General features: G+C 48.4%; 12 protein-coding genes. 2 read left to right on the forward strand and 10 right to left on the reverse strand.

The window, feature by feature from the left end; genetic code table 11:
* Nucleotides 1-32: 32 nt before the first annotated feature.
* From nusG to G6R28_RS05075, 10 genes are all read right to left on the reverse strand, one after another.
* Nucleotides 33-602, reverse strand: coding sequence for a transcription termination/antitermination protein NusG (gene nusG, locus G6R28_RS05030; protein ID WP_213793143.1), 570 nt, complete (start codon nucleotides 600-602; stop codon nucleotides 33-35).
* Between the two features lie 98 nt (nucleotides 603-700).
* Nucleotides 701-877: a preprotein translocase subunit SecE gene (gene secE / locus G6R28_RS05035; RefSeq protein WP_213793144.1), complete on the reverse strand. Its 177-nt coding sequence runs from the start codon at nucleotides 875-877 to the stop codon at nucleotides 701-703.
* Nucleotides 878-886: 9 nt separating this feature from the next.
* On the reverse strand, nucleotides 887-1,036 hold the full coding sequence (gene rpmG / locus G6R28_RS05040; protein ID WP_213793145.1) for a 50S ribosomal protein L33: 150 nt from the start codon (nucleotides 1,034-1,036) through the stop codon (nucleotides 887-889).
* A 70-nt stretch (nucleotides 1,037-1,106) separates the two neighbouring features.
* Complete coding sequence (locus G6R28_RS05045) at nucleotides 1,107-1,679, reverse strand: hypothetical protein (RefSeq protein ID WP_213793146.1); 573 nt, start codon at nucleotides 1,677-1,679, stop codon at nucleotides 1,107-1,109.
* Between the two features lie 39 nt (nucleotides 1,680-1,718).
* A complete protein-coding gene (gene rlmB, locus G6R28_RS05050; RefSeq protein ID WP_213793147.1) occupies nucleotides 1,719-2,471 on the reverse strand; it encodes a 23S rRNA (guanosine(2251)-2'-O)-methyltransferase RlmB in 753 nt (250 codons plus the stop codon).
* A complete protein-coding gene (locus G6R28_RS05055) occupies nucleotides 2,455-2,874 on the reverse strand; it encodes a Mini-ribonuclease 3 (protein WP_213793148.1) in 420 nt (139 codons plus the stop codon). Before G6R28_RS05055 ends, rlmB begins: the two co-directional genes overlap by 17 nt.
* A gap of 202 nt (nucleotides 2,875-3,076) precedes the next feature.
* Nucleotides 3,077-3,526 (reverse strand): hypothetical protein, encoded by a 450-nt coding sequence (locus G6R28_RS05060; protein ID WP_213793149.1) that lies wholly within the window; start codon nucleotides 3,524-3,526, stop codon nucleotides 3,077-3,079.
* Between the two features lie 106 nt (nucleotides 3,527-3,632).
* Complete coding sequence (rpoC, locus tag G6R28_RS05065; RefSeq protein WP_213793150.1) at nucleotides 3,633-7,292, reverse strand: DNA-directed RNA polymerase subunit beta'; 3,660 nt, start codon at nucleotides 7,290-7,292, stop codon at nucleotides 3,633-3,635.
* Nucleotides 7,293-7,314: 22 nt separating this feature from the next.
* The gene (gene rpoB / locus G6R28_RS05070; RefSeq protein ID WP_213793151.1) at nucleotides 7,315-10,944 is read right to left on the reverse strand and encodes a DNA-directed RNA polymerase subunit beta; all 3,630 of its coding nucleotides are present in this window, start codon (nucleotides 10,942-10,944) and stop codon (nucleotides 7,315-7,317) included.
* Between the two features lie 366 nt (nucleotides 10,945-11,310).
* Nucleotides 11,311-12,054, reverse strand: coding sequence for a sulfite exporter TauE/SafE family protein (locus G6R28_RS05075; protein WP_213793152.1), 744 nt, complete (start codon nucleotides 12,052-12,054; stop codon nucleotides 11,311-11,313).
* A gap of 134 nt (nucleotides 12,055-12,188) precedes the next feature.
* Between G6R28_RS05075 and G6R28_RS05080 the strand changes: the two genes are divergently transcribed.
* Both G6R28_RS05080 and G6R28_RS05085 read left to right on the forward strand, forming a co-directional pair.
* Complete coding sequence (locus G6R28_RS05080) at nucleotides 12,189-12,869, forward strand: response regulator transcription factor (protein ID WP_213793153.1); 681 nt, start codon at nucleotides 12,189-12,191, stop codon at nucleotides 12,867-12,869.
* Nucleotides 12,862-13,857, forward strand: coding sequence for a sensor histidine kinase (locus G6R28_RS05085; protein ID WP_213793154.1), 996 nt, complete (start codon nucleotides 12,862-12,864; stop codon nucleotides 13,855-13,857). Before G6R28_RS05080 ends, G6R28_RS05085 begins: the two co-directional genes overlap by 8 nt.
* The last annotated feature ends 26 nt before the right edge of the window (nucleotides 13,858-13,883 follow it).

Consider the following 13,883-nt stretch of genomic DNA (forward strand, 5'->3'; position numbering starts at 1 on the left):
AAAAAAGTCCCTTCGTAAAGGGACTTTGTTGATTAGATGTTTGTATCGATATCGTTAAAGCCAAGTTCCGTTGGTGTTTCACGTCCGAAGACTTCAACCGTTGCTTCGACTTCTTGCTTTTCTTGATCGATGGAACGGATAACCCCTTCCATTCCGTTAAAGGGACCAGCAACAATCTTGATTGTTTGACCAACTTCAACGTCCAAGTCCACGACTTTTTCACCAGTCATGCCCATGCGCTTCATCAGCAAGTCAACTTCTTCAGGCAAGAGGGAGTTTGGTTTTGATCCGGCTCCGTGGGAACCAAGGAAACCAGTAACACCCGGCGTGTTACGAACGACATACCATGCTTCATCGGTCATGTTGCCATCTTGTGGCGTGGCCATCTCGACCAAGACATAACCAGGAAAGTCGTTTTCAATCGACGTCTTCACTTCACCGTCTTGAACCGTTGACACTTCTTGTTCGGGAACCAGAACACGGAAGATTTGATCCGCCATCCCCATTGTTTGCGTACGTGATTCAAGGTTTGCCTGAACCTTGTGTTCGTATCCTGAATAAGTGTGCACAACAAACCATGCTTTTTCGATTGAATCCGTCATAATGCCGCGAGCGCTGCTCGCCCTCCTTTGAATTTTTGGTAAATAAAAAAGAGTCAAACGACTCTTTTTCGGCTGTTTTTAGTATACTACAGCTTCTCTTAGTGTGCCACTAAGAAATTAACACCCTGCTTCAAGACCCAATCAAAGGCGCCAATCAAGACACCAAAGAGGATCGACATGAAAATCACAGCGATCGTTTCACGATTCGTTTGGGCCCAGGACAACCAGGTCACTTTCTTCATTTCTGAAGCCACGTTTTTAAAATAAGTAATCATGAAAAAACCTCACTTAGTTTCTCGATGGAAGGTGTGCTTACCGCAGTGCGGACAGAATTTCTTAACACCCAGACGTTCACTGCGGCCCTTTGAAAGGGTCACCGTGTAGTTTCTCGAACCACAAACGTCACAGGCTAACGATGCTTTTTGACTCGGCATATTAAACCTCACTTCCTGTTATCATAGCACGATTTGAAGAGGAGAACAAGAAAGGGACCGCCTGTCCACCTCACTTCTCTTTCCCTTCTTCCAATGCTTGTTGCAGCAATTTCTTAAAATGATACTGCACTTGTTCTAACTGTCTTTTTTCTTTTCCAACTAAGCCTTTTGAAAGCGGCTGTTCACCCGTCAACTGAGCGACACCGCGGGCGTATGTTTGCCCCTTTCGTAGAGCCAAGTGTTCAATCGTTTCTTTCAATAAAAATAGCTCTTCCGGATTTTCAGCGTTTGTCTGACCCATTTCACGGTCGCTACCGGTTGTTTCGTAGGTCAGCATCTTTTCTTGAAACTGCTCCTTTTGACTGTTTTCCTTCCGCTTTAAGTCCGTTGCCTTATTTAATAGCGACTGCATGTAGTAGGTCGAAAAACGGGCGGTGTGGTTTTTAACATCGAAGCAACGAATGGCGTTTAACAGCACAATCAGTGCCTCCGACTCCCAATCAAAATAGGGTAAAAGGCCGACCAGGCGGTCATCATAGACCCGCCTGACTAAGCCAACCGTTGCCTTTGTCAAAAAAGCATAGGCACATTCGTGCCCCCTTTGCGCAGCCAAAACTACCGGCAACAACCGATCATGCCCCATCCATCACACCTCCCAAATTTCGGTAGGTGGAAGACCTACCTAGTTTTTAGGATGTCTCGTGCCAAAGGCTTGGTAGATTAGAAGCGATGCTGCGACAGAAGCGTTCAGTGACTGCACATGTCCGATCATCGGAATCGTCAGCATGGCGTCCACCTGCTTTTTCAAAAGAGGTGAAATGCCCTTGCCTTCGTTTCCAATAATTAAGGCCGTCGCCCCCTTGGCATCCCAAGTCCGGTAATCCTGTCCGTCCATGTCGGTACCAAAGACCCAGAGCCCGCGTTCCTTTAGAGTCTTGACCGTTTGCACAAGGTTGGTTACCCGGCAAACCGGTACGTGCTCGATCGCACCAGTCGAAGCCTTGGCCACAGTTCCCGTTAATTGGACGGAACGGCGCTTTGGAATGATGATGCCATGCACACCAGCGGCATCAGCCGTTCGCATGATGGAGCCCAAGTTATGGGGGTCTTCAATCTCATCCAGGATTAAGAAAAAGGGTTCTTCCCCTGCCTCTTCTGCCTTCTTGAACAAGTCGACCAAGTCTGCGTAATCATAGGCAGCAACGGACAAGACCAGCCCCTGGTGGTTGCCTCGGTCGGCCAGTTCATCCAGCTTTCCCTTAGGTCCCTGAGTCACGACAAGGCCGCGTTCCTTGGCCAGCTTGGTTGCTTCCTGAGCAAGGCGGGGATTCAAGCCGGTTTGAATCCACAACTTGTTTAGGCTTTGGTCACCTTTTAAGGCCTCAATCACCGCATGGTGCCCATAGATAAAGGCCTGTTCACTTTGTTTTGGCATCGTCTGTTCTCCCGTTTTCAACTTGCTGATAAATCCATTGCATCATTTCTTCTAGACGCTCGCTTTGACCCGATAGGTAAAGATAACCCACCATCGCTTCGACCCCGGTTGAAATCCGGTAGGCCACCACGTTGGTATTCTTCGCCTTAGTATAGGACTTGGCGTTTCGGCCCCGCTTGAAGTAGTGCAGTTCCTCATCCGTTAAATACTCATCTTCGCGCATCAAGTCAAAAAGCGCGGCGTGGGCCTTGGCGGAAACGTAGTGGCGGGACTTTTTCTGTAGGTCGTTGACCTTCGTTAAGCCCGAATGCACCAAGTGGGTACGCACTTTGATTTCATAGATTGCATCACCAATGTAGGCAAGAGACAGCCCGTTCATTTGTTCGTAATCGAGTTTTTCCATTTTTCCAATCAATCGATCCCTCGAACAACTTCAGTATATTCCGTTTTGGAATAGTTACACGCAAAGCCGTCGATCAAGACCCTATTTTGTCATAACTGACAGTTACAAGACTTTTTTATCCAAGTCACCCCGAAAAGTGCCTACTAAACAGAAAAAAGAACCCAAGCCTGAAAAACGCGCCAGACTGGGCCTTTTAAAGTTCTTACTTTGATTGTCGTTGTGCCTTAATTCCGTTAAACCAACGCCATGACCACATAGCAATAAAGCCCAAGACAACCGAAGCAATCACGTGCACCGCGATTTCGCCCTGGTTTTGTGGCGGCCAAATCAAGAGCGCCAAAATGAGCAAGACAACGGTTGCCATCAAGGCCTGCGTCCACTGTGTCCAGCTTGTGACCTGGTACTGGTTGTTGGGAACCGCCTTTGGAAAGAGCCGGTATTGGACCTGCTCGCCGGCCGGACTAAAGGCCAAGGCGTAGTATACCGCTAAGGCATAAGCAAACCAGTTGACGCTATATTCCGAGTTGCCGGATGCCAAGCGCCAAATGAATAAAACGAGGATGAGAATAACCGGTCCGATGGCGATTGCCCAAAGTTGTTTCTTCGTGCACTTCTTAACCCAGTCGACCCAGTCAATTGTCACTTGTGCCATACAAGCCTCCTTTATTTACTACTTCTAGTCTACTCTATTTTCCCGCTTCCCTCAATAAAAAAGCCAGTCCGTACACCTTTCGGCAATACGAACTGGTTTTCTTATCTTAGTCTTCCTGGTCCATCTTTTGGGCCACGTCGTCTAATGATTGAATTTCAGCAGCTGGTTCGTCGGGCTTTGCCACAACTTCACCAACAACTTCTGGCTTAATCTTACGGTATTCCGTCATACCCGTTCCGGCAGGAATAATCTTACCAATGATAACATTTTCCTTTAATCCGACCAATGGGTCGTTCTTTCCGCGGATGGCGGCATCCGTCAAGACACGCGTCGTTTCCTGGAAGGAAGCGGCTGACAAGAAGGAGTTTGTCTCCAAGGCAGCCTTGGTGATTCCAAGCAAGACAGGACGAGCCGTTGCGGGTACCTTACCAGCAAAGAGCGCTGGTTCGTTGGCACGCTTGAAGTCAGCGATATCAAGAAGCGTTCCTGGAAGCAAGTCAGTCTGACCTGGATCCATGACGCGCACCTTACGCAGCATCTGACGAATCATTACTTCGATGTGCTTGTCGGACACTTCGATACCCTGCAAACGGTACACCTTCTGAATTTCAGAAAGCATGTATGATTCCGTCGTCAACGTATCGGTTACGGCCAACAATTCCTTCGGATCGATTGGTCCTTCGTTGATGGCTTCACCACGCTTGATAAAGTCACCTTCACCAAAGCGCATGCGGGCCGTCAAAGGCAAAGTGTAAGTCCGAGTATCGGTCTCACCTTCGATTGTGACGTCCTTGGTACGTTCGGCTGGGTTTTCTTCGATCGCAGTAATCTTACCCGTGACTTCAGAAATTTCGGCACGTCCCTTAGGAATACGTGCTTCCACAATTTCTTGCACACGAGGCAAACCTTGCGTGATATCGTTTCCACCGGCAACTCCACCCGTGTGGAAGTTACGCATGGTCAACTGCGTACCTGGTTCACCGATTGACTGAGCGGCAACCGTACCAACGGCTTCACCGACTTCAACTTCTTCACCAGTGGCCAAGTTACGACCGTAGTCGAGAACTGAAACACCGTGTTCCGTTGTTGACGTGAAGACCGAACGAATGGTTACTTCTTCAATACCGGCTGCTTCGATCTTCTTGGCAGCGGCTTCGTCGATCATTTCGTTGCGGGCAACAATCTTTTCACCAGTTTCTGGATCAAAGACCGTCTTCATTGCGTAACGACCAAGGATACGGTCGAACAATGGTTCCACAACAGATGAACCATCGGTAATGGCTGCGACTTTGACACCGCGGTCAGAACCATTGTCATACTCACGCACGATAACGTCCTGGGCAACATCGACCAAACGACGGGTCAAGTAACCTGAGTTGGCCGTCTTCAAGGCCGTATCGGACATACCCTTACGGGCACCGTGGGTTGAGATAAACATTTCCATAACAGTCAGACCATCACGGAAGTTTGATGTAACTGGCAATTCGATAATCTTACCACCAGGTCCGGCCATCAAACCACGCATTCCGGCCAACTGAACGAAGTTCGAGATGTTACCACGAGCACCAGAATCCTGCATCATGTAGATTGGGTTTCGGAGGTCGAACGTCTGAATCAATTCGTCTTGGATAATATCCTTGGCCTTTGACCAGATTTCGATTACTCGTTGGTAACGTTCGGCATCGGTAATCAGTCCACGACGGAACTGCTTAGTTACCGTTGCCACTTCCTTGTGGGCGTTTTCCAGAATTTCTGGCTTGTCAGAAAGTTCCGTAACGTCAGTCATGGCAACCGTCAAACCAGACTTGGTTGAGATGTCATAACCGATATCCTTCATGCGGTCCAAGAGCAATGACGTTTCCGTCACCTTGTACTGCTTGTAAACGGCCGCGATGATGTCAGACAAGAAGCCCTTCTTAAATGGCTTAATGGCTGCCTTACCATCCAAAAAGTCGTGGATGTTCTCACCGGCTTCCATGAAGAAGTCGTCTGAGATTCCTTCGAAGTTTTCATCGGAAGGTTCGTTAATGTATGGGAAGTCGACTGGCAAGATTTCGTTAAAGAAGAGCTTACCAACTGAAGTGACCATAATCTTACCGCGCTGTTCATCGGTAAATGGCTTTTCTTCAGGGAATGATGACGTCTGGATACCAACACGCGTGTGGTAGTGAACCAACTTGTTTTCAAAGGCCAAACGGGCTTCGTCAACAGAGGAGAAGATCATGCCTTCTCCTTCGCGGCCGGCTTCTTCAGTGGTCAGGTAGTAGTTACCGATAACCATATCCTGAGAAGGGGCAACGATTGGCTTTCCATCCTTTGGTGCCAAGATGTGGCCGGCGGCCAACATCAGCAAACGGGCTTCCGCCTGCGCTTCGTCAGACAAAGGCACGTGAATGGCCATCTGATCACCATCGAAATCGGCGTTATAGGCTTCACAGATCAATGGGTGCAGACGCATGGCCTTACCTGAAACCAAAACTGGTTCGAAGGCCTGAATTCCAAGACGGTGCAAGGTAGGTGCTCGGTTCAAAAGAACTGGGTGTTCCTTGATTACGTCTTCCAATACGTCCATGACGTCTTCATCGGCCTTGTCGATCTTACGCTTAGCAGACTTAACGTTGCCTGCCAAACCGCGGGCCGTCAATTCCTTCATGATGAATGGACGGAACAATTCGATTGCCATTGGACGTGGCAATCCCATTTGGTTCATCTTCAAGAATGGCCCAACGTCGATAACGGAACGACCAGAGTAGTCGACACGCTTACCAAGCAAGTTTTGACGGAAACGTCCTTGCTTACCCTTCAACATGTGTGAAAGGGACTTCAATGGACGGTTACCAGGACCGGCAACGGGACGGCCACGACGACCGTTATCCATCAAGGCATCGACGGCTTCTTGAAGCATACGCTTTTCGTTTTGAACGATGATACCAGGTGCGTGCAAGTCGAACAAGCGCTTCAAACGGTTGTTACGGTTAATCACACGACGGTACAAGTCGTTCAAATCAGAAGTGGCAAAACGGCCACCTTCCAATTGAACCATCGGACGCAAGTCAGGTGGGATAACAGGAATAACATCCATGACCATCCATTCCGGCTTGTTGTCCGATTGCAAGAAGGCTTCAATGATGTCCAAACGGCGAACCGCACGGACACGCTTTTGACCAGTTGCTTCCTGCAATTCAGCCTTCAAGGCAGCGGCTTCACCAGCCAGGTCGACGTCGGCCAACAATTCCTTGATGGCTTCGGCACCCATTCCTGCCTTAAAGTTTGCACCGTATTCCTTCTTCAAGTCGCGGTATTCGCGTTCCGTCAGAAGCTTCTTCTTTTCGACCGGTGCATCACCTGGGTCAACCACAACGTAAGAAGCAAAGTAGATTACTTCTTCCAGTGAACGTGGTGACATGTCCAAGACCAATCCCATTCGTGAAGGGATTCCCTTGAAGTACCAGATGTGGGTTACGGGTGCGGCCAATTCAATGTGACCCATCCGTTCGCGGCGGACCTTTGCTGAAGTAACTTCAACACCACAGCGGTCACAGACGATTCCCTTATAACGGATGCGCTTGTACTTTCCACAGGCACATTCGTAGTCCTTGGTAGGCCCAAAGATACGTTCATCAAACAAGCCGTCTTTTTCTGGCTTGAGTGTTCGATAGTTGATCGTTTCTGGCTTCTTTACCTCACCATGAGACCAGTCATGGATTTGGTCGGGAGAAGCAAGACCGATTTGCATTGATTCGAACTTGTTAACATCAATTGCCATCTATTCGGTCACCTTTCTAAAATTATTGTTCTTCGTCACTAAAGGTGCTTTGTTCTTGTGCTTCCTTTTGACCATCCACCTTATCAAAGGCAACCTTGACTTCTTCATCGTCACGGTTCAGCAAATCTGGGTTGGTACGGGCCAACTTTTCCAAAGCGTCAACAGGCAAGACGGAGTCGTCTTCGTCCATTTGCTTCAATTGAACGGCTTCACCTTCTTGGTTCAAGACACGCATGTCCAATCCAAGGGCTTGCAATTCCTTGACCAAAACACGGAATGATTCAGGCACACCAGGCTTAGGAATGGCTTCACCCTTGATGATTGATTCGTAAACCTTTACACGACCGGCAACGTCATCTGACTTGTAAGTCAAGATTTCTTGCAAGGTGTAAGCGGCACCGTAGGCTTCCAGAGCCCAAACTTCCATTTCTCCGAAACGCTGTCCACCGAACTGGGCTTTTCCACCCAATGGCTGCTGCGTAACAAGGGAGTAAGGACCGATTGAACGGGCGTGGATCTTGTCGTCGACCATGTGGGCCAACTTCAAGTAGTGCATGACACCAACTGCAACACGCTTATCGAAGGCTTCACCGGTTTGACCGTCGTAAACGACCGTCTTACCATCGGCTGGCAAACCAGCTTCGGCCAAGGCTTCTTCGATTTCGTCATCGGTTGCTCCATCAAAGACAGGGGAGGCAACGTGGATGCCAAGCTTCTTAGCGGCAAATCCCAAGTGCAATTCCAAAACCTGTCCGATGTTCATACGAGATGGCACACCCATGGGTGACAAACAGATGTCAATTGGCGTTCCATCTGGCAAGTATGGCATGTCTTCTTCGGGAACAACGACTGAAACAGTACCCTTGTTTCCGTGACGACCGGCCATCTTGTCACCGACCTGGATCTTACGCTTTTGCGCGATGTAGACACGAACCATTTGGTTCACGCCTGGTGCGAGTTCGTCACCGTTTTCAGGTGTGAAGACGCGGACGGACTGCACAACACCACCACCACCGTGTGGCACCTTCAATGACGTATCGCGAACTTCGCGAGCCTTTTCACCGAAGATGGCGTGCAAAAGTCGTTCTTCGGCTGACAGATCAGTGACACCCTTCGGTGTTACCTTACCAACCAGGATGTCCCCATCCTTAACTTCGGCACCGACACGGATGATTCCGTTTTCGTCCAAGTCCTTCAGTTGTTCTTCACCGGTGTTTGGAATTTCACGGGTGATTTCTTCAGGGCCAAGCTTTGTATCACGAGCCTCTGAATCGTATTCTTCGATGTGAATTGACGTATAAACGTCTTCACGAACCAAACGTTCGTTCAAAACGATGGCATCTTCGAAGTTGTAGCCATGCCAAGTCATGAAGGCAATGACGGGGTTTTGTCCAAGGGCCAATTCCCCCTTTTCCATCGATGGTCCATCGGCCAAGACTTGGTCTTCTTCGATTTGTTCACCGACTTTGACAATTGGCTTCTGGTTGTAGTTCTTACCACCGTTTGAACGACGGAACTTCATCAATTCGTAGGTATCCAACTGACCGTCTTCACGACGCACGCGGATTTCCTTGGCATCAACGTATTCCACTTCACCAGCGGCCGTTGAGATAACGGCGGCACCGGAATCGTGGGCAGCCTTGTATTCAACACCAGTACCAACGATTGGGGCGTGTGGGTCGAGCAAAGGCACGGCCTGACGCTGCATGTTGGCACCCATCAAGGCACGGTTGGAATCATCGTTTTCCAAGAAAGGAATAACGGAAGTTCCAACGGAAACAACCTGCTTAGGCGAAACGTCGACGTAATCGATCTTTTCGACTGGCGTTTCGATGTTTTCTTCACCGAAACGGGCCATGGCTGTGTTGTGCACGAATGAACCATCGTCTTCCAGTTCCGTGTTGGCCTGGGCAACGATGTAGTTGTCTTCTTCATCGGCCGTCAGGTAATCGATCTTGTCGGTAACCTTGTGGGTTCCCCAATCAACACGACGGTATGGTGTCTCGATGAAACCATACTTGTTGATACGACCGTAAGTGGCCAGGGAGTTAATCAAACCAATGTTAGGACCTTCGGGCGTTTCGATTGGGTCAATACGGCCATAGTGGGTGTAGTGAACGTCTCGAACTTCAACGCCGGCACGGTCACGAGTCAAACCACCAGGTCCAAGGGCTGACAAACGACGCTTGTGGTTCATTTCCCCAAGCGGGTTGGTCTGATCCATGAACTGTGACAACTGTGATGAACCGAAGAATTCCTTAATTGAGGCAACAACCGGACGGATGTTGATCAATTGCTGTGGCGTTACCGTTGCAGCGTCTTGGATGGACATGCGTTCGCGAACAACACGTTCCATACGAGTCAAACCAATACGGAATTGGTTTTGCAACAATTCACCAACAGAACGGATACGACGGTTACCCAAGTGATCGATGTCATCGACTGAACCAACACCTTCTTGCAAGTTCATGAAGTAGTTCATGCCCGCAATGATGTCGGCTGGACGAACGTTGTGTTCGTTTTCAGGCAAGTGACCGTTACCAATCAAGAGCAACGTCTTGTCTGGGTTTTCAGGTGATTCAATCTTAATCTTTTGCAAAACCACTTCGTCTTGCAAAACGGCATCGCCGGATGGCATGTAGGTCACCGTCTTAAAGTCTGGGTTGTCCAAGAATGGTGCCAACTTAGCCATGACAGCCTTGTCCACAACCGTTCCCTTTTCCGCGATGATTTCACCAGAATCAGGATCAGCCAAAGTTTCGGCCAAAGTCTGGTTCAACAAACGGTTCTTCAATGACAACTTCTTGTTGATCTTGTAACGACCAACTGGTGCCAAATCGTAGCGCTTTGGATCGAAGAAGCGGGCAACCAAGAGGGCACGGGATGAGTCGGCCGTCTTTGGTTCACCAGGACGCAAGCGTTCGTAGATGTCCTTCAATGATTCCTCAACACGGGAGTCGGACATGTTCTTGTGAACGTCCTTTTCCAAAGTCATGTTCAAGGCATCGTATTGGTCAGAGAAGATATCCAAGATATCAGAATCTGAACCAAAGCCGAGGGCACGAACCAATTCCGTCATCAACAACTTACGCGTACGATCGATACGAACGTTGGCGATACCCTTGGCATCCGTTTCGTATTCCAACCAAGCACCACGGTTAGGAATAACCGTCGTACCAAAGTGTGGACGACCGTTCTTGTCGGCTTCCTGGTTGTAGTAAATACCAGGTGAGCGCACAAGCTGTGAAACGATAACACGTTCGGCACCGTTAATAATGAAGGTACCTTGTTCCGTCATCAATGGGAAGTCACCAAAGAAGACGTCTTGCGACTTGATTTCACCAGTTTCCTTGTTCGTCAAACGCAGCGTCACGTGCAAAGGTGCTGAGTAGTTTGCATCATGCTCACGGGCTTCATCGATGTTGTACTTTGGCTCCATCAACTGGTAGTCAACGTACTCCAAAGACAAGTTTCCTTGGAAGTCCTCGATTGGCATAATGTCGTTAAACATCTCTTTGATTCCTTCATCAAGGAACCACTTATAAGATGCTGTCTGCACTTCGATCAAATTAGGGAGATCAAGGACTTCCTTAATCTTCGAATAAGACCGACGGGTACGGTGCTTACCGTATTTTACTAAATGTCCTGCCACACTTATCACCTCATCTAAATTCACTGTTCATGCAAAATAAATATAAAATTTCTTTAAAAATTAACGAAAAAGCCCTTATTTTTGCTCCGAAAGGCACAAAAAAAGCAAGTCTTGCAACTTAAAAAGTTGTGGACCTTGCCTACTATAAGAGCTCTGATGGACAATAGATCACCAGCCGCCATATTTATTTACAGTGTTACTGAATACTATTATACGGGTCTTTTCGAAAAATACAAGGGAAGTTCTTGACAAATTTATCAAAAACGAGTAAAGGTACGGACCAATAGAAAAAGTCGACCCAAAAGACGACTTTTTACGGATTATTCTTTGATGTAAGAAAAAGCAAGCAGTGCCATGGCGAAAATATTAAAAGTAAGCCTGCCAAGCCAGCACTGCTGAAAGCAGCAGCGCAAAAATGCCAACGTAGCGTTCAATCTTATCCTGGGGCACATGGCGGACGACAATCGGCCCGATGTAGCCACCGGCAAAGAGTCCGATTAAGAGCACCGGAATCACCGCCCAGTGAACGGGCATGGTAAAGGCAAAGAGAATTCCAGCCACGCCGTTATTCAGGAAAGTGGCGAAGTTGCGAATGGCGTTATAGGTAGCGTACTTTTCATTTAAAGCCCGAGACAAAACGGCAATCATCAGCAGGCCAGAGCCAGCGCCGAAATAGCCAATGTAGAGACCGACCAAGCAAATCCCGGCCCAGCTAATGAAGCGAACGAAGGCACTTTTCTGCCCCTGCTGCTTGGCCTTTTTTGGCAGAAGAATCATGATGGCAGCAATCAGAATGAAGACGGGCACGACTTTTTTAAAGTCGGCATTCGAGCTATGAATTAACAACAGCGCCCCAACAACGCCGGCCGCCGTGTTCAGCACGGCAATCCAGATGGCCTGCTGCCAGTGCTGTCGTAACTCCTTTAATGAAGAAAGAAGGGTCCCAACCCCGGAACCGCTCTGGGAAATCGTGATGGTCGCATTGGCAGCAACTGGCGAAATCCCAAGCGAAAGCAAGACCGGGTAGAGCGTGAGGGCTGCCATCCCCACAATCCCGTTTAAAATACCAGCAAAGAGACTCATGATCAATAAATAGAAGAAAGAAAGCATCTGACCCTCCAAAAATCCTTTAGTCAATCTAGCATCAGTATAGCACTCCTGCGGTCTAAACCGGTCGGCCCTTCCTTCTGTGTTAAGATAAGGGCAGATTATGCCATGTTTTGTATGAAAGAAAGGAAAGGCACATGTCCGAACGGCTCTTCATCGTCGAAGACAATCAAGAAATCGTCCAGCTTTTGGAAAAAGGACTTTCTGGCTGGGGTTTTTCCACAACCGCCTGCCAGGACTTTCACGACGTTGACAAAGAAATCGCCGCGTCCAAGGCCGATTTAGTCATCATGGATGTCAACCTGCCCTTCCGGAACGGTTTTTACTGGACCCAAGAAATCCGTAAAAAAGCCTCAGTACCCATCCTCTTTCTCTCGTCAAGGCAGGAAGACACCGACCAGATCATGGCCATGAATCTTGGCGCCGACGATTACATGACCAAGCCCTTCAACCTAGACTTGCTGATTGTTAAAATCCAGGCCCTGCTCCGCCGTTCAGCAAAAACGAGTCCGGCTAACCAGACCATTCTCTCCTTTGGCGACTTTTCCCTAAATATCTTAGAAAACGAATTGGTCAAGGGGAGCGACAGCATCGCACTCAGCAAAAACGAAACCAAGCTGCTCTTTCCCCTCTTTGAAAAGGCCGGCCAGGTCGTATCCAAAGAAACGCTGATGGAAGCCCTTTGGGATGACGAACTCTTCGTCGATCGCAACACCCTGTCAGTCATGGTCAACCGAATTCGCACCAAGACTAAGGCAATCGGCTTTGACGAACATTTGGCAACAGTGAAGGGAAAGGGGCTTTCGCTCCATGATTAAGTCTTTTATCAAAAACAGTCGACTTTTCCTTTCAGACCACCTCTCCCTCTACCTCTTTTTTGCCCTCACCATCGCCCTTCAAGTCTGGGTTGCCCTACTTCATCCAAATGGACAAGCCATCTTAAGCGACCTACTCATCCCCGAGTGCTACTTAATTGCTATCATCACTTGCTTACTGGCCTACCGCTGGCAGAAAAAACGCCGGTCGGCGCTTCGTCTTCTTAATGAAAGCGAATTGGAGACCGTCCGGGCAGAAGTGGCCAACAGTAGTCAGGAAAAATTACTGACGGAACTCCTGCAAAAGGTCCTGCATGAAAAGCGGGCGCTTTCCGATCAGCAGCAGGAGGAAAACCAGCAATTAAAGGATTACTACGCCCTCTGGGCCCACCAGATCAAAGTCCCCCTGTCCGTCTTGGATTTGATGAATCAAACGGGAACGGTTGACCAAAGGCAAACCAAGGAACAACTCTTCTTGGTGAACCAATACTTGGACATGCTCCTTTCCTTCATTCGTTTACAAGACATTTCATCTGACTTAGTCTTCAAATCGCAATCGGCGAAGGAGTTAGTTCTCCGAGTTGTCAAAGAATACAAGGTTTTCTTTATTGAAAAGGATCTGTCACTATCGCTTGGTGATAGTGACTTTGATTTGGTGACTGATTCAAAATGGCTGACCTTTGTTCTCGAACAGGTCATTTATAACGCGATTAAGTATACAAAAGTCGGCGGATTGACCATTAACTGCACCACAGATCAGAAAATTATCATACAAGATAGAGGAATTGGTATCGACAAAGCCGACCTACCTCAGATTTTTAATCAGGGCTATACAGGTTTTAACGGACGCGTTGAAGACAATGCTTCTGGTCTCGGTCTCTACTTAGTCAAAGAGATATTAGACAAACTGGGCCATTCCATTCAAATCGACTCCGAGATTGGACAAGGAACGACCGTAACGATTGACTGTCGGCAGAAGACATTGCGCTAACCTAACAAGATTGTAAGGATGACCGA

Source organism: Fructobacillus papyrifericola (assembly GCF_018437235.1).
In the GTDB taxonomy this organism is placed as follows: domain Bacteria; phylum Bacillota; class Bacilli; order Lactobacillales; family Lactobacillaceae; genus Fructobacillus; species Fructobacillus papyrifericola.

Excerpts from the sequence above, each read along its gene's own strand:
- nusG (WP_213793143.1), bottom strand. The coding sequence starts at position 602 with ATGACGGATTCAATCGAAAAAGCATGGTTTGTTGTGCACACTTATTCA.
- secE (WP_213793144.1), bottom strand. The coding sequence starts at position 877 with ATGATTACTTATTTTAAAAACGTGGCTTCAGAAATGAAGAAAGTGACC.
- rpmG (WP_213793145.1), bottom strand. The coding sequence starts at position 1,036 with ATGCCGAGTCAAAAAGCATCGTTAGCCTGTGACGTTTGTGGTTCGAGA.
- G6R28_RS05045 (WP_213793146.1), bottom strand. The coding sequence starts at position 1,679 with ATGGGGCATGATCGGTTGTTGCCGGTAGTTTTGGCTGCGCAAAGGGGG.
- rlmB (WP_213793147.1), bottom strand. The coding sequence starts at position 2,471 with ATGCCAAAACAAAGTGAACAGGCCTTTATCTATGGGCACCATGCGGTG.
- G6R28_RS05055 (WP_213793148.1), bottom strand. The coding sequence starts at position 2,874 with ATGGAAAAACTCGATTACGAACAAATGAACGGGCTGTCTCTTGCCTAC.
- G6R28_RS05060 (WP_213793149.1), bottom strand. The coding sequence starts at position 3,526 with ATGGCACAAGTGACAATTGACTGGGTCGACTGGGTTAAGAAGTGCACG.
- rpoC (WP_213793150.1), bottom strand. The coding sequence starts at position 7,292 with ATGGCAATTGATGTTAACAAGTTCGAATCAATGCAAATCGGTCTTGCT.
- G6R28_RS05075 (WP_213793152.1), bottom strand. The coding sequence starts at position 12,054 with ATGCTTTCTTTCTTCTATTTATTGATCATGAGTCTCTTTGCTGGTATT.
- G6R28_RS05080 (WP_213793153.1), top strand. The coding sequence starts at position 12,189 with ATGTCCGAACGGCTCTTCATCGTCGAAGACAATCAAGAAATCGTCCAG.
- G6R28_RS05085 (WP_213793154.1), top strand. The coding sequence starts at position 12,862 with ATGATTAAGTCTTTTATCAAAAACAGTCGACTTTTCCTTTCAGACCAC.